We start from the raw sequence: 15,835 nt of genomic DNA, 5'->3' as shown, positions 1-15,835 counted from the left end.
AATTCCACCCCCAGCTGCAGTCGCGAGTCTAGTTCGGACGGGGCGCTCCGGGAGAAATCGGTCCAGGGGTCGAAGCCTGCTTCTCTGGATTCTTGATCTGACTATAGGCGACATTCGAAAAACTTCCGATGACTGCATGCCAGCCGGTTTTCCGGTAGGCCGGATCGTCACGGCTCGCCTTGCAGAAGGCCGTGGTGACCGCGTTGACGATGTCGTCGTCCTTGGCTCCCGGGGCCGCCGCCTTGATGCGGGGCAAGAGAGCGTCGAGACGCGGAATGAAGTCGGCCGGCGTCAGGCCTTTCAGAGCTTCGTCAGCCCCGGCTTCATCGAGGGCCTTGGCGACCTCGGGCTGCGCGACCTCGGCGCATGGCGCACTGCCGGCCAGCATGGTCTGCGTCTTCTCCCGCGCCGCGGCCACCACGCCGCGTTCGGTGATGACGGGGGCGCTGTTGCCCCAGGCATTGCGGATGTAATCGGTGACGTCGGCCACCTCCGCATCGGTCATGCCGGCGCCGATGGCGGGCATCGGGGCGTAATCGTTCTGGGCGGCGAGGCCGCCCAGGATGACGCGGATCACCGTCTCGGGCCCTTGTGCCTGAACCGAAGTGTTGCCGGCGAGAGCCGGAATCGCGCCCTCGACGCCCTTGCCGTCCGGTTTATGACACGAGGAACAGTAGCTCAGGTAAGTCCCGGCGCCCGGCGCTCCGGCCGCGTTGAAAGCCTGGAGATCCTTGGTCTTGTAGGTTTCCTTGGCCTTCTGTGTGCGCAGATACGCGACCATCGCCTTGAGGTCGGCATCGGTCATCTTGGACAGGGATTCCTGGATCGTCTGGCGCATGGGGCCAGCGGCGACGCCGGGGCGGTCACCCGGAGCGGTTCCGGTCTTGAGATAGGTCACCACCTGCTCATCGGTCCAGGCGCCGATGCCCGTGTGGTCGTCGGGCGTGATGTTGGGCGCATACCAGCCGTCGATGACGCCACCGCCGAGCTTGCCCGCCAAGCCGCTGTTGCCGACGATCTTGTTGGCGTTGTGACACATGCCACAATGGCCCAACCCTTCCACGAGGTAGCCGCCCCGGTTCACTTCGGCGGACGATTCAGGGTCGGGCTTGAACTCCCCCGGCGTGAAGAACGCCGTGCGCCACGTGATCAGAGCCGTGCGGATGTTGAACGGAAACGGGATCTCGGAAGGCTTGCGGACCTCGCGCACGGCTTCGAGGGACTGGAGGTAGGCGAAGATCGCGTCGGCATCCTCCCGGGTGACCTTCGTGTACCAGGCGAAGGGGAACGCCGGGTAGAGATACGATCCGTCCTTGGTGATGCCGTCGTGGAAGGCGCGGTAGAACTCGTCGGCACTCCAATTGCCGAGCCCCGTCTCCTTGTCGGGTGTCAGGTTGGGCGTGCGGATCTTGCCGATGGGCGTATCGAGGACATAGTTGCCGGCAAACGGCTTGCCGCCGGGAGCGGTATGACAGGCGACGCAATCGCCCGCGGTGGTGAGATACTCGCCGCGCTTGATCAACGCGGCCTGGGCGTCCTGGGCGGCTGCCGGCTCGATCGCGGAGCATAGGAGAAGGCCAGGGCCGAGGCCGAGGGCGACGAGGCGATGCATCACACCTGTTCTCCACACGATCAGAAATCTGGAACTATATTAACTCATGGCTCGGGAACGCGACGGTTTTCGGCATTGTTCCGCCAGCCGATCCGGGTGCGTTGCCGCAGGCGGCGCACGCTTTGGTGGCAGTTCGCAGACGCAGTCCGAGCTCCGTCGCGTGCGCCAGGAACGAGAGGAACAGGCACGCGGCAGTCGTCCACCACGGCCCGCCCGTCAGCGCCGTCCGGACGGCGAGCATCAGGGCCGCGCCCGAGGCGAGGTTGAACAGGAGGGGGCGCAGGGCGAGCCGGCGCCCCCATGCCACGAGGACGAGGGCTTCGCAGGCGACGAGGACGAGGATGGCGTCGACGACGTGCCCGGAAGCGAACAGCCAAGCCATCGCCTCACGCCGCCCCGAACGGGCCGTTGAGGCGCACGATGGCGCGGTTGAGCACGGCCGCGATGCCGACCCAGGCGAGGTAGGGCAGGAGGAGCACAGCTCCGAGGGTGGAGACCCGCAATGTCACGAGGATCAGGGCGAGGATCGACAGCCACAGCAGCACCACCTCGGCGAGCGCCCAGTCGGGTCGGCGCATCCGGAAGAAGATCGCGCTCCAGGCGATGTTCAGGACGGCATTGACCGCGTAGGCGACCAGGAGCGCGCTGCGCCGCTCCGGGCTCGCATCGGCGTTCCAGGCCAGGACGGCCGAGATCGCCGCGAGGGTGAAGATCGTGGTCCAGATCGGCCCGAACGCCCAATCCGGCGGTTTCCAGTCCGGGCGGCGCAGGCTTTGGTACCAGGGACCGATGGTGGTGAGTACGCCGCCGGCCACCGCGACCACGAGGGCGATGCCCGCCGCCACGGCGATCGGCGTCCAGTTCCACTGGCCGGATTCCATCACGGTGAAACCCACCGGAACAGATGGGCGAGGTCCTTGAAGAAGATCCGCACGTGGGCGACGGGCTTGGCGCGGACCAGCTCCTTGTTCATGTAGGAATCCCAGGTCAGCTGCTGGACGTCCTTGTCGCGGCAGATGGCGACGAAGCGCTCGCGCAGGGAATCGTTGCGATACCAGACGCCCTGCATGATGCGCAGGATGAAGAAGATGCGGCCATGCAGGCGCATGAACCGCTTACGGGCCAGGGCCAGGGCCGAGGCCTTGCCGGTGACGAGGAAACGCTCGGCGGCCTCCGCCGCCAGCCGCCCGCCGAGCATCGCGTAGTAGATGCCCTCGCCCGAGGCCGGGGCGACGATGCCCGCGGCATCCCCCGTCAGCAGCACGTCGCGACCATTGTCCCATTTGCGCAGGGGCTTGAGGGGCAGCGGGGCTCCCTCGCGGCGCACGGTCTGCCCGGCATCGAGACCCGTGGACGCCCGCAATTCGCGGATGGCGCCGCGCAGGGAGAACCCCTTGCGGGCGCTGCCCGTACCGATGCTGATGGTATCGCCGTGGGGAAAGACCCAGGCATAGAAGTCGGGCGAGAGCTTCCCCTGATAATAGACGTCGCAGCGCGTCGCCTCGACGTCGCCGCCCTCGGGCGGCAGGCGGACGATCTCGTGATAGGCGAAGACCTGTTTCATGGCGGCGTGACCGGGGATCTCGGCCCGCCCCACCGTGGAACTCGCCCCGTCCGCCCCGATCACGAGGCGGGCTCGCACCCGGCGCGGCGCGTTGCCCTGCCGGTAATGGACCGTCGCCAGCCCTTCGGCATCGCGGTCGATCCGGTCGAACGTTGCCGCGCGCAGGTCCGCCCCGGCGAGGACGGCGCGATTGCGCAGCCAGGGATCGAAATGCTCGCGATCGACCATGCCGACGAAGCCGTCGCCGATCGGCATGTCCACCCGCTGGTCCTTCGGCGAGATCATCCGGGCGGAGCGGACCTTGGCCACCAGCAGATCGTCGGGGATCGCGAAGTCGCGGATCAGGCGCGGCGGGATCGCACCGCCGCACGGCTTGATCCGGCCCGGCTTGTCGAGAAGGAGGACCCGCCGTCCCGCCCGGGCGAGATCGGTGGCGGCCGTGGCCCCGGCGGGACCGCCGCCCACCACCACCACGTCGAAGGTTTCCGGCTCGGACATGCTGAACATGGACGTCACCTCGTGGACAGGCTCGGCGCGAAGGGAGCGTGATCGGAGCGGGGCGCGCGGCGCGCGGCCGGGGTGTGGGCGACGCGCAGGGCGAGGGCTGCGCCGACGAGGAACAGTGCGGCCTCGGCCGCGAACACGCCGGCATAGGCCTGAACCGGCGGCAGGACGAGGCGGGCTGCGTCCACCGCCACGGTGCCGAGAAAGCCACCGGCACCGAAGGCGACGCCTTGCGCGGCGCCCCACACGCCCATCCGGGTGCCGCGCTCGGCCTCGCCGCCGGCTCCGGCGAGCCCCATCATCGACCCGATGGCAGCCACCGCGAAGACGCCGTTGGCGAGCCCGAGGGCGAACACGGCGGCGCGCAGCGGGAAGTCCGGGCCGACGAGACCGCCGCCCGCGATGGCGAGGAGCGCCGCCGCCGAGCCGACGCACCCGAGCGTCGTCCAAACCTTGAGGGAGCCGAGGACGGGGCCGCCGATCCCCATGGTGAGCCCGGCCACCAGCAGCATGCCGGCGAGCACGCCGCCGTGCTGGAGCCCCGCGAGTTTGGTGGTTCCCCCAGGCGTCATCGCGAACACGTGGCCGGCGAAGGGTTCGAGGATGAGTTCCTGCGCGCTGTAGGCGAGCATGGCCACGAAGATGAACACCGTGAAGCGCCGCGAGGCCGGCTCGGCCCACACCTGGGCAAGCACCGCCCGGAACGGCTTCTTCGTCGTGGCGTCCCGCGTGTCGCGGGCCGCTCCGACGGGCTCAACACCGCGCACGGCCAGGGCCGCGACGCAGAAGGCGATGGCCGAAACCGTGCCGGAAACGGCGACGAGGCGCGCACCGGAGAACGGATCGAGGAAATGGCCGGCGAGCGGTGCGGTGATGGCGAAGCCCGCGATCATCATCACCCAGACGACGGTGGCGGCCGCCCCCCGGCGCCGGTCCTCGACCCCGGTGGCGAGGAGAACGAGAAGCGAGGTGCCGGCCGCGCCCGCCCCCATGCCGACGGTGAGGAAGGACAGCACCGCGAGGGCGAGACCGGCCGTCTGATGCGTCTCGGCGAGGGCCGTGGCCACGGCGGCGCCGAATCCGCCGAGTGCCAGGGCGGCCATGCCGCCGACGATCCATGGGGTACGACGGCCGTGCACATCGGAACCGTAGCCCCAGCGCGGCCGGAGAATCTGGACGGCGTAGTGGAGGGCGACGAGGCCGCCGGGGACGATGGCCGGCAGGGCGAGTTCCACCACCATCACGCGGTTGATGGTCGAGGTCATCAGGACGACCACCGAACCGAGCGCAGTCTGGACCAAGCCCAGGCGAACGATCTGCCACCAACTGAATGCGAACGGTGCCATCCACCGGCCTCCCTGGCGCCATCGGCACTTCGGCCGAGGCCGACACCACCCGGGAACGCTAGTGACCGACACCGATCGGTGTCAAGTTTGATTTACACACTCCGCATCACGATTCCGGTGCCGGAGCGCTCACGCCTCGTCGGTGGTATCCGGTCCGTCGAGGTCCCCGATCCCGTAGCGGCGCAGCTTGGCGTAGAGGCCCTGCCGGCTGAGGCCGAGCATCTCCGCCGCGGAGGCGCGATTGTCGCGTGTGATGCGCAGGGCCGCTTCGATGCACAGACGCTCGATGAGATCGGTGGATTCCCGCACGAGGTTCTTCATCGAGACCCGTCCGACGAGTTCGGTCATCTGCTCGACGGAGCGCGGCAGTTCGCGGCCACCGGACGCCACCGGCGTCGTGCGTCGCGGGGCGCTGCGAATGGTGAAACCGAGGCAGGGCTGCGCACCACCCGGGACCGAGACGGCGGCCACCTCGACATCCTCCACGGCCCCGTACTCGCCGCGAAAGCTCGTCGCATAGTGCCGGACGGAACCGTGTTGGACCAGCGTCGCGAACAGGGCGGCGGCCTCGGTCTCCTCGCGCCCGAGCCAGCGGTCGAGGGGCTCGCCCCGCACCTGCTCCTCCGTGGCGAGCTGCGCCAGATCGAGGAATGCCGGATTGGCCGCGAGGATCCGCCGCGCCGGATCCGTGACCACGAACCCCTCGGGCAGGTTGTGGAGAACGTCGAGGGTGCCGGCGCTGGAGCGGCTCGGTCCGGCCTCGGAGGCATGATTCGCGTCGGGCGTGAGACGCAGGAGGACGCTCGTCGCACTCTCCTGCCGGAACAGGGAGGCGGAGAGCCGCACGGCGCCGCGCGCATTGCCCAGACGGGCATCGAGATCGCCCGCCTGGCCCGTGACCCGCAGGCCGGCGAACAGCGATTCGAGGTCGCGGGTGCTGGTCGCGTCGAACAAGTCCACGGCATCGTGGCCGACGATGCGCTTGTCGGCCTTGCCGAGCAGGCGTGCGGCGGCCGGATTGACCTCGGTGACCCGACGGGTCGACGCGTCGACCACCAGAACCGGCTCGGCACCGAGCTGGAACAGCAGTCGGTAGCGCGTCTCGGCTCCGCGCATGCGCAGGTAGTCGCGTTCGAGGGCCTGCTGGGTCTCGGCCAGGGTGCGCTGGAGCGAGGCCATCGCCCGCAGGTTCCGCCCGATGACGATGACCGGGCCGTCGCTCTTCAGGCGCATGGCGGCGTAGCGCACGGGCAGATCGATGCCCTTGGCCGACATGTGATTGACCTGCCGCCAGCGGGTCACGGAACCCGGTTGCGCATCCTTCAGCAAGGCGGCGATCTTGGGCCGACTCTCGATGGTGACGGTATCGGCCCAGCGCTGGCCGAGCCAGGTCTCGCAGCCCTCGCCCACGAGATCGCTACTGCCGAAGGCCGCGTCGCAGATCACGCCTTCACCGTCGACGACGAGGGACAGATCCGTCGCGGCCGCGACGAGGAGCCCGGCGGCTTGAGCGTCGAGGGGGCCGAGGGTTTTGTGAAGCGCCGCGAACGCGTCGCTCGCGGCTGGAAGCGCCAGGCTATTCAAGGTGCACCACGTGGTAATGTGGTCGGGCGGGTCTTTCAGCAGGGTCTGGCCGGAAGATCAAGCAAGCTTTCGGCGATGCTGATCGCTTGGCGAGCGTCACCTGCGGTTGCATCCGCACCAACGCATTTGCAGGAATCCGGAGCGGCCGTGAAGACCGGTCCACCGACCATGACACGAACCCCACGATTCTGCGAATTCCGCCGCAGGCCGGCGACGGCGTCGTTCAGACTCGGCAGCAGCGCCTCGCAGGCCAGGGACAGGCCGATGACATCGAACCATGTGGTCCGCACCCGCGCGAAGGGGTCGCCCTCAGGATCGCGCGCGGTGCTGGTGACGTCCCAGCCGGCATCGCGGAAGAACTGCTCGACCACGGCGAGACCGAAGCTGTGCATCTCGCCCGGGCACGGCAACAGAAGGATGCTGCGCCCGTGCCGGTGCTGCGGGGTCTCGCCGCCGAAGCGCCGGGTGACTTCGTGCATGATCCGCTGCAGCCGGCCCATGGCCACGGTCACTTCGGCGAAATCGCACAGGTCCTCTTCCCAGAGGACGCCGAGGTGGCGTGCGGTCGGCGCCAGGAGGTCGAGGAGTAGGCTTTCGGGCGTGAGCCCCTCTTCGATCAGCGCTGCGATCCGAGCCTCCACGGCGTCGCCCGCGGGTGCGAGCATGAGCGTGCTGAAGGTCTCGATCTGCTCAGCGCTAGGCAATATACTACATACTTCACCGCGCGGCTCGGGCCGGTGAACGATCATCAGGCGGGGAATGATCTCCGCTTCGACGAGGCGCGCGAGCTCATCGCCCCAGTGTCCCCCTTGGGCGACGCGGCTGAGCCTGGACTCGAGGCTCGATCGACAGAGATCCGGCATGTCGCCGCCAGATCCCTCGTAAGCGAAGCCCTCAACGGACTGCCTCATCTCATCCATTGGAATCTCCCAATGTCGCTGACGGCATTCTTGCTTCGCTACGATCTTGATCGTCGAGCTTCCGCGTCCTCAAGCACGTCTTTTCGGGGGCTTCTCAAACCCTCGACAGCGACCGTGGCCGTGTCGGTGCAGGCCGCGACGATACGCTTCGGAACCATTTTGACAATCCCAAAGCTGTAACTATTCTGCATTCAATCAGTAAATCTCCATTGACGTAAAGCCAGCTTGACACTCGTCCTGGCCGTTCCTAACCTCCCCTCAGCGACCCCCCTGTGAGGGGTCGGACGGGTGGAACAGGGGCGCGGGCGATGAGCCAGAGAGAGGGCCGGCACAGACAGCCTCTCTACGACGCGCAGCAACGGGCGCGCCGCGACGCCACGGCCTGGACCCTTGTCCAAGGCATTCTGGCCCCGCTTCAATTCCTCGTGTTCCTGGTCAGCCTCGCCCTCGTCCTGCGCACTCTGGCTACGGACGAAGGGGCCTTTGCGGCCAATGCGTCCATCGTCGCCAAGACGGGGCTCCTATACGCGATCATGGTCACGGGCTCGATCTGGGAGAAAGTCGTCTTCGGACGTTACCTGTTCGCCCCGGCCTTCTACTGGGAAGACATGGTCAGCATGCTGGTGCTGGCCCTGCACAGCGCCTACCTCGTGGCCCTGGCGACGGGCTGGCTCGAGACCACCGGCCTGATGCTCCTGGCGCTTGCCGCCTACGGCTCCTACGCGATCAACGCGACGCAGTTCCTCCTGAAGCTGCGGGCCGCGCGTCTCGAGGCCGGACCCGCCTCCCGCCTCGCCGCGGAGGGCGCCCGATGAACGCCCACGCTCCGATCCCCACGGCCGATGCGGGCTGCGGCGTCACCATCCGCCAGGAACGCGGGCAGCGCGCGGTGTTCTGCGGGCTCACGGGTATCGTCTGGCTGCACCGCAAGATCCAGGACGCGTTCTTCCTCGTGGTCGGCTCGCGCACCTGCGCCCACCTCATCCAGTCGGCCGCAGGCGTCATGATCTTCGCCGAGCCGCGCTTCGCCACCGCCATCATCGACGAGCGCGATCTCGCCGGCCTCGCCGACATGAACGAGGAACTCGACCGGGTCACCCGCCGCCTCATCGAGCGCCGGCCCGACATCCGCCTTCTGTTCCTCGTCGGCTCGTGCCCCTCGGAGGTGATCAAGCTCGATCTGCCCCGCGCCGCCCAGCGCCTGTCGCAGAGCTTCGCTCCGGACGTGCGGGTGCTGAGCTATTCCGGCAGCGGCATCGAGACGACGTTCACGCAGGGCGAGGATGCATGCCTCGCAGCCCTCGTGCCCGAACTACCGCGCACGGCGGCCGAGGCCGCCCCCTCGCTCCTCGTCGTCGGCGCCCTCGCGGATGTGGTGGAGGACCAGTTCGCTCGCCTGTTCGCCGAGATGGGCCTGGAGCACGTCGCCTTCCTGCCCGCGCGGCGGGCGGGCGCGATGCCGGCCGTTGGGCCGAACACCCGCATCCTGCTGGCCCAGCCCTTCCTCGCCGATACGGCACGGGCGCTCGAAGCGCGCGGCGCGACCCGTCTGCCCGCCCCGTTCCCCCTCGGGGCCGAGGGGACCACCGCATGGCTGCGGGCGGCGGCCGACGCGTTCGACGTCGAGCCCGGGCGGTTTGCCGACGCCACCGCGCCGGGCCTGCGCCGGGCCGAGCAGGCGCTCGCCCCCTATCGAGCGCTGCTCGGGGGCCGCCGGGTGTTCTTCTTCCCCGATTCCCAGCTCGAGCTACCGCTCGCCCGCTTCCTGTCGCGCGAGATGGGCGCCACGCTCATCGAGGTCGGAACGCCCTACCTGCATCGCGGCCACATGGCCCCGGAACTCGCCCTGCTGCCGGCGGGCACCGAGGTGGTCGAGGGCCAGAGCCTCGACGCACAGATGGACCGCTGCCGCACGGCGCGGCCCGACCTGACCGTCTGCGGCCTCGGCCTCGCCAATCCGCTGGAGGCCGAGGGGCTCGCCACCAAGTGGTCCATCGAGCTGCTGTTCACGCCGATCCAGGGCTACGACCAAGCCGGCGACCTCGCCGAGCTGTTCGCCCGCCCCCTCGTTCGCCGCACCCGGCTGGAGGTCTAGGACCATGCAGCTGACGCTCTGGACCTACGAGGGACCGCCCCATATCGGCGCCATGCGGGTCGCCACCGCCATGCGGGGCCTGCACTACGTGCTGCACGCCCCCCAGGGCGACACCTACGCCGACCTTCTGTTCACCATGATCGAGCGGCGCGACGCCCGCCCGCCGGTGACCTACACCACCTTCCAGGCCCGCGATCTGGGCGCCGACACCGCCGCGATCTTCCAGACCGCCGTGTCGGACGCCTACGCTCGGTTCCGGCCGGAAGCGATGATCGTCGGCGCCTCGTGCACGGCCGAACTGATCCAGGACGATCCGGGCGGCCTTGCCCGTGCCCTCGACCTGCCGATCCCGGTGATCCCCCTCGAGCTGCCGGCCTACCAGAAGAAGGAGAACTGGGGCGCCTCCGAGACCTTCTATCGGCTGGTGCGGGCGCTCGCCGGCCCCAAGGCCGAGCCCGCACCGCGCGCGGGCCGGCGCCCGCTCTGCAATATCCTGGGCCCGACGGCGCTCGGATTCCGCCATCGCGACGACCTCGTCGAGATCGAGAAGCTCCTGGGCGCCCTCGGCATCGACGTGAACGTCGTCGCCCCGTGGGGCGCCAGCCCGGCCGATCTCGGACGCCTGTCGGCGGCGGACTTCAACGTGGTGCTCTATCCCGAGATCGCCCGCGCGGCGGCCCAGCACCTCCAGAAGACCTTCGGCCAGCCCATGGTCGAGACCGTACCCATCGGCGTCGGTGCCACGATTCGCTTCGTCGAGGAGGTGGCGGCGCTGGCGAACGTCGATCCGGCCCCTGTCCTTGCCGGCGCCCCCTCGCGCCTGCCGTGGTACTCGCGCTCCGTCGATTCGACCTACCTCACGGGAAAGCGGGTCTTCATCTTCGGCGATGCCACCCACGCGCTGGCCATCGCGCGGGTCGCGGCGGCGGAACTCGGCTTCAAGGTCGTGGGACTCGGCACCTACACCCGCGAATTCGCCCGGGAGGTACGGGCGGAAGCCGCACTCCACGGCATCGAGGCGACGATCACCGACGACTACCTCGACGTCGAGGCGGCGATCCAGGCAGCGGGGGCCGAACTGGTCCTGGGCACCCAGATGGAGCGCCATATCGCCAAGCGCTTGGGCGTGCCCTGCGCGGTGATCTCGGCTCCGATCCACGTCCAGGATTTCCCCGCCCGGCACTCGCCGAAGATGGGGTTCGAGGGCGCCAACGTCCTGTTCGACACCCTCGTCCACCCCCTGATGATGGGGCTGGAGGAGCACCTGCTCGGCATGTTCCGCGAGGATGCCGAGTTCCACGACGGCGCCGCGCCCTCGCACCTGCCCCGGCACGGGACGGCCCCCTCCGTGCCGGCGGCAGTGGAGCCGGCCGCTCCCGCCATCGAGATCCCGCTGACCGCACCGCCCTCCGACGACGCACCGGCCGCCTGGGAGGCTTCGGCCGAGAAGGAACTGAAGAAGATCCCGTTCTTCGTGCGCGGCAAGGCCCGCGCCAACACCGAGCGGTTCGCCCGCGAGCGCGCCCTGTCCCGCATCACCGTCGAGACGTTGTACGATGCAAAAGCGCATTTCGGCCGCTGAGGCCATTCCCATGCGTGTCGTCATCGTGACGATGGACACGCATCTCGCCAGTTCCGTCGAGCGGGCGGGCCGGATCCTGCGCCGCGAGGCCCCGGGCCTCTCCATCGTCCTGCACGCGGCCACCGAGTTCAGCACCGACCCCGAAAAGCTCGCGCGCTGCCGGGCCGACATCGCCACGGCCGACATCCTGCTCTGCGCGATGCTGTTCATGGAGGACCATTTCCAGCCGGTCCTGGGCGAGCTCGCCGCCCGGCGTGCCAACTGCGACGCCCTCGTCTGCATGATGAGCGCGACGCCGGCCACCCGGCTCACCCGCATCGGCGCCTTCAGCATGGACGGCAGCCAGACCGGGCCGATGGCGCTGCTGAAACGCCTGCGCGGCTCGCCGAAGACGCGTGCCGCCAGTTCGGGCGCCGAGCAGATGAAGATGCTCAAGCGCCTGCCCAAGATCCTGCGCTTCATCCCCGGCACCGCCCAGGACGTGCGGGCCTACTTCCTCACCCTGCAATACTGGCTCGCGGGCTCGGACGAGAACGTCCTCAACATGATCCGCGCCCTGGTGGACCGCTACGCCGACGGTCCGCGCCGGATCTATCGCGGGCGGCTCAAGGCCAGCCCGCCCGTCGCGTATCCCGAGGTCGGCGTCTACCATCCGCGCCTGCCCGGCCGGATGGGCGAGGATGCCGGCGCGCTGCCGGGTCACCAGGGTCGGGGCAACCGCGGCACCGTCGGCGTGCTCGGCCTGCGCTCCTACATGCTGGCGGACAACGCCGCCCATTACGACGGGGTCATCGCCGCCCTCGAAGCGCGCGGCCTCACGGTGATCCCCGCCTTCGCCAGCGGCCTCGACGCGCGCCCGGCCATCGAGCGCTACTTCCTGAAGGATGGCGTGCCGGCCATCGACGCCCTGGTCTCGCTCACCGGCTTCTCCCTCGTCGGCGGCCCGGCCTACAACGACGCGGCCGCCGCCCAGGACATCCTGGCCCGCCTCGACGTGCCCTACATCGCCGCCCATCCGGCCGAACTGCAGACCCTGGAGCAATGGGGCGCCTCCGACCGCGGGCTGCTGCCGGTGGAATCCACCATCATGGTGGCGATCCCCGAACTCGACGGCGCCACCGGCCCCATGGTGTTCGGCGGCCGCTCCGACAAATCGGGCGCGCCGTGCCGGGGCTGCCACGTCGCCTGCGTCTTCCCTGCGGGCGCGGACGACCGCGACATGCATCCTTGCGTCGAGCGCGCCGGGATGCTCGCCGCCCGCGTCGAGAAGCTTGTCCGCCTGCGCCGCTCGGAACGGGCCGAGCGCAAGGTCGGCCTCGTGCTGTTCAACTTTCCGCCCAACGCCGGCAACACCGGCACCGCCGCCTACCTGTCGGTGTTCGAATCCCTTCACCACACCCTCGTGGCCATGAAGGCGGCGGGCTACGACGTCGCGGTGCCGGGCAGCGTCGAGGGCCTGCGCGAAGCCGTGGTCACGGGCAACGCCGCCCGGTTCGGGGCCACCGCCAACGTCCACACCCGCATCCCCACCGACACCCACGTGCGGCGAGAGCGCTACCTCGCCGAGATCGAGGCACAGTGGGGTCCGGCTCCGGGCCGGCAGCAATCGGACGGCGCCTCGATCTTCGTGCTCGGCGCCCAGTTCGGCAACGTCTTCGTCGGCATCCAGCCCGCCTTCGGCTACGAGGGCGATCCGATGCGGCTCCTGTTCGAGAAGGGGTTCGCGCCGACCCACGCGTTCTGCGCCTTCTACCGCTGGCTGCGCGAGGATTTCAAAGCCCACGCCCTGATCCATTTCGGCACCCATGGCGCGCTCGAATTCATGCCCGGCCGCCAGACCGGCCTCTCGGCCGCCGACTGGCCCGACCGCCTCATCGGCGACGTGCCCAACATCTACCTCTACGCCGCCAACAACCCCTCCGAGGGAGCACTCGCCAAGCGCCGCTCGGCCGCGACCCTGGTCAGCTACCTCACTCCGCCCATCGCCCATGCGGGGCTCTATCGCGGCCTCGTCGACCTCAAGGGCTCCATCGAGCGCTGGCGCGGCCTGGACCCGGAATCAAACCGTGAGCGCGGCGACCTCGCCACCCTGATCCAGGCGCAGGCCGCCCTGGTGGAACTCTCCCCGGCCGAACCGGCCTGGACCGACTCCGGGGCCGAGATCGCCCGCATCGGCCGCGCGGTGCTGGACCTCGAGTACACTCTGATCCCGCACGGCCTCCACGTGGTCGGCGCGCCGCTCTCGACGGAAGCGCGGGTCGACATGCTCATCGCCATGGCGGATTCCATCCACGGGGTCCGGCTGGAGCGCGCCAGCGTCGCCGCCCTGGTGGCGGGGGCGAGCCCGGAGGCCGCCCTAAGGGCCGGCAGCCCGATCCCGCGGGCGGCCGACCTCGCCATCCTTCGCGAGCTCGGGGCCACCGACGCGCTGCTCGGGCAGGACCACGAGATCCCCGCCCTCCTGCGGGCGCTCGATGCCCGCTTCATCCGCCCCGCCCCCGGCGGCGACCTCCTGCGTACCCCGGCGATCCTGCCGACGGGGCGCAACCTCCACGGCTTCGATCCTTTCCGCATCCCCAGCGCCTTCGCGGTCCAGGACGGCGCCGCCCAAGCCGAGCGCCTCCTCGACCGCCACCGCGCCGACGGCCTGCCCCTGCCGCGCTCCATCGCCATCGTGCTGTGGGGCACGGACAACCTCAAGAACGAGGGCGGCCCCATCGCCCAGGTCCTGGCGCTGCTCGGCACCCGGCCCCGCTTCGACGGCTACGGCCGGCTCGCCGGCGCCGAACTCATCCCCCTCGAAGAGCTCGGCCGACCGCGCATCGACGTGGTGGTCACCCTCTCGGGCATCTTTCGCGACCTGCTGCCCCTGCAGATCAAGTTGCTGGCCGAGGCCTGCCTGCTCGCGGCCTCGGCCGACGAGCCGGTGGAGCGGAACTTCGTCCGCCTCCACACCCTCGAATACCAGCGCGTCCACGGCGGCGACTTCGAGACGGCCGCACTCCGGGTCTTCGGCAACGCCGAGGGCGCCTACGGCTCCAACGTCAACCACCTCGTCGAGAACGGCCGCTGGGACGCGGAAGACGAACTCGCCGAGACCTACTCCCGGCGCAAGGGCTTCGCCTATGGCCGCGACGGGCGCCCGGTGCAGCATTCCGCGCTCCTGAAGAGCGTGCTCGCCGACGTCGATCTCGCCTATCAGAACCTCGATTCCGTGGAACTCGGCGTCACCACCGTGGACCATTACTTCGATACGCTCGGCGGCATCAGCCGGGCGGTGAAGCGGGCGAAAGGCGGGGTCGAGGCACCGGTCTATATCGGCGACCAGACCCGGGGCGAGGGCTGCGTCCGCTCCCTCAACGAGCAGGTCGCCATCGAGACCCGCACCCGCATCCTCAACCCGAAATGGTACGAGGGCATGCTCGCCCACGGCTACGAGGGCGTGCGCCAGATCGAGACCCACGTCACCAACACCATGGGCTGGTCGGCCACCACCGCGCAGGTCGATCCGTGGGTCTACCGCGAGATCACCGCGACCTTCGTCCTCGATCCGGCCATGCGCGAACGCATGGCGGCCCTCAATCCGACGGCGTCGGCCAAGGTCGCCAACCGCCTGATCGAGGCACACGAACGCGGTTTCTGGCAGCCCGACGCCGCCATGCTCGACGCCTTGCGCGAGGCCGGCGACGAGCTCGAAGACCGTCTCGAAGGCATCACCGCAGGGGTCGCAGCATGAACATCGCCATCCGGAACCCGGTCGCGTCGCGGCAGTCTGAAGGAAGCGTTCAGGTCGAACTCGACCCGAACCTCAAGATCGGCACCGCCAAGGTGTTCGCCGTCTACGGCAAGGGCGGCATCGGCAAGTCCACCACCTCGTCGAACCTCTCGGTGGCGTTCTCGAAGCTCGGCAAGCGCGTCCTCCAGATCGGCTGCGACCCGAAGCACGACTCGACCTTCACGCTGACGAAGCGGTTGGCACCCACCGTGATCGATGCCCTGGAGGCGGTGCAGTTCCACTCCGAGGAACTGCGCATCGAGGACTTCGTGGCGGAAGGCTACAACGGCGTCATGTGCGTCGAGGCCGGCGGCCCGCCCGCCGGTACGGGCTGCGGCGGCTACGTCGTCGGCCAGACGGTCAAGCTCCTCAAGGAGCATCATCTTCTGGAAGACACCGATGTGGTGATCTTCGATGTGCTCGGCGACGTGGTCTGCGGCGGCTTCGCCTCGCCGCTCCAGCACGCAGACCAGGCGCTCATCGTCACCGCCAACGACTTCGATTCGATCTTCGCCATGAACCGCATCGTCGCGGCGATCCACGCGAAGTCGAAGAACTACAACGTCCGCCTCGGCGGCGTCATCGCAAACCGCTCGGCCAAGACCGACGAGATCGACCGCTTCAACGCCGCCGTCGGCCTGGAGCGCATCGCGCACTTCCCCGACCTCGACGTGGTGCGCCGCTCGCGCCTCAAGAAGTCGACCCTGTTCGAGATGGAGCCGACGCCCGAGCTCATCGCCGTCACCGACGAGTACATGCGGCTGGCCGCCCATCTTTGGGCCGGCGGCAAGCCGCTGGCCGCGCTCCCGATGAAGGACCGCGACCTGTTCGAGTTCCTCGGCTTCGATTGAGG

At 69.4% G+C, this 15,835-nt stretch carries 12 protein-coding genes; 5 read left to right on the top strand and 7 right to left on the bottom strand.

The features are described 5' to 3' along the window. Positions 1–28 precede the first annotated feature (28 nt). The 7 genes from ASF25_RS20730 to ASF25_RS20700 form a co-directional block, all read right to left on the bottom strand. Positions 29–1,612, bottom strand: a complete 1,584-nt coding sequence (locus ASF25_RS20730; protein ID WP_056306627.1) for a cytochrome c — start codon at positions 1,610–1,612, stop codon at positions 29–31. A 34-nt stretch (positions 1,613–1,646) separates the two neighbouring features. Continuing rightward, entirely contained in the window at positions 1,647–1,994 is a 348-nt protein-coding gene (locus tag ASF25_RS20725; RefSeq protein WP_082479323.1) for a hypothetical protein, read from the bottom strand. Positions 1,995–1,998: 4 nt separating this feature from the next. Further along, positions 1,999–2,493, bottom strand: coding sequence for a TspO/MBR family protein (locus ASF25_RS20720; RefSeq protein WP_056168846.1), 495 nt, complete (start codon positions 2,491–2,493; stop codon positions 1,999–2,001). Beyond that, a complete protein-coding gene (locus tag ASF25_RS20715) occupies positions 2,493–3,674 on the bottom strand; it encodes a geranylgeranyl diphosphate reductase (RefSeq protein ID WP_056168843.1) in 1,182 nt (393 codons plus the stop codon). The genes ASF25_RS20720 and ASF25_RS20715 overlap by 1 nt, the downstream gene beginning before the upstream one ends. A 14-nt stretch (positions 3,675–3,688) precedes the next feature. Further along, positions 3,689–5,026, bottom strand: coding sequence for a BCD family MFS transporter (locus ASF25_RS20710; RefSeq protein WP_056306626.1), 1,338 nt, complete (start codon positions 5,024–5,026; stop codon positions 3,689–3,691). Between the two features lie 129 nt (positions 5,027–5,155). Next, positions 5,156–6,610 (bottom strand): transcriptional regulator PpsR, encoded by a 1,455-nt coding sequence (ppsR, locus tag ASF25_RS20705; RefSeq protein WP_082479319.1) that lies wholly within the window; start codon positions 6,608–6,610, stop codon positions 5,156–5,158. Positions 6,611–6,645: 35 nt separating this feature from the next. Continuing rightward, on the bottom strand, positions 6,646–7,473 hold the full coding sequence (locus ASF25_RS20700) for a cobalamin B12-binding domain-containing protein (protein ID WP_082479345.1): 828 nt from the start codon (positions 7,471–7,473) through the stop codon (positions 6,646–6,648). A 365-nt stretch (positions 7,474–7,838) separates the two neighbouring features. Between ASF25_RS20700 and bchF the strand changes: the two genes are divergently transcribed. From bchF to bchL, 5 genes are read left to right on the top strand one after another with little or no spacing between them, the layout of a single operon-like run. Beyond that, on the top strand, positions 7,839–8,345 hold the full coding sequence (bchF, locus tag ASF25_RS20695; protein ID WP_056306625.1) for a 2-vinyl bacteriochlorophyllide hydratase: 507 nt from the start codon (positions 7,839–7,841) through the stop codon (positions 8,343–8,345). Further along, complete coding sequence (locus tag ASF25_RS20690; RefSeq protein ID WP_056306624.1) at positions 8,342–9,625, top strand: ferredoxin:protochlorophyllide reductase (ATP-dependent) subunit N; 1,284 nt, start codon at positions 8,342–8,344, stop codon at positions 9,623–9,625. The genes bchF and ASF25_RS20690 overlap by 4 nt, the downstream gene beginning before the upstream one ends. 4 nt (positions 9,626–9,629) lie before the next feature. Then, complete coding sequence (bchB, locus tag ASF25_RS20685) at positions 9,630–11,207, top strand: ferredoxin:protochlorophyllide reductase (ATP-dependent) subunit B (protein ID WP_056306623.1); 1,578 nt, start codon at positions 9,630–9,632, stop codon at positions 11,205–11,207. Further along, on the top strand, positions 11,182–14,943 hold the full coding sequence (locus tag ASF25_RS20680; protein WP_056306622.1) for a magnesium chelatase subunit H: 3,762 nt from the start codon (positions 11,182–11,184) through the stop codon (positions 14,941–14,943). The genes bchB and ASF25_RS20680 overlap by 26 nt, the downstream gene beginning before the upstream one ends. Next, complete coding sequence (bchL, locus tag ASF25_RS20675; RefSeq protein WP_056168789.1) at positions 14,940–15,833, top strand: ferredoxin:protochlorophyllide reductase (ATP-dependent) iron-sulfur ATP-binding protein; 894 nt, start codon at positions 14,940–14,942, stop codon at positions 15,831–15,833. The genes ASF25_RS20680 and bchL overlap by 4 nt, the downstream gene beginning before the upstream one ends. The last annotated feature ends 2 nt before the right edge of the window (positions 15,834–15,835 follow it).

It is taken from the genome of Methylobacterium sp. Leaf100, from assembly GCF_001422845.1.
Classification (GTDB): Bacteria; Pseudomonadota; Alphaproteobacteria; order Rhizobiales; family Beijerinckiaceae; genus Methylobacterium.
Note: the sequence above shows the minus strand (reverse complement) of the source record. Positions and strands in the feature narration are given on the sequence as shown.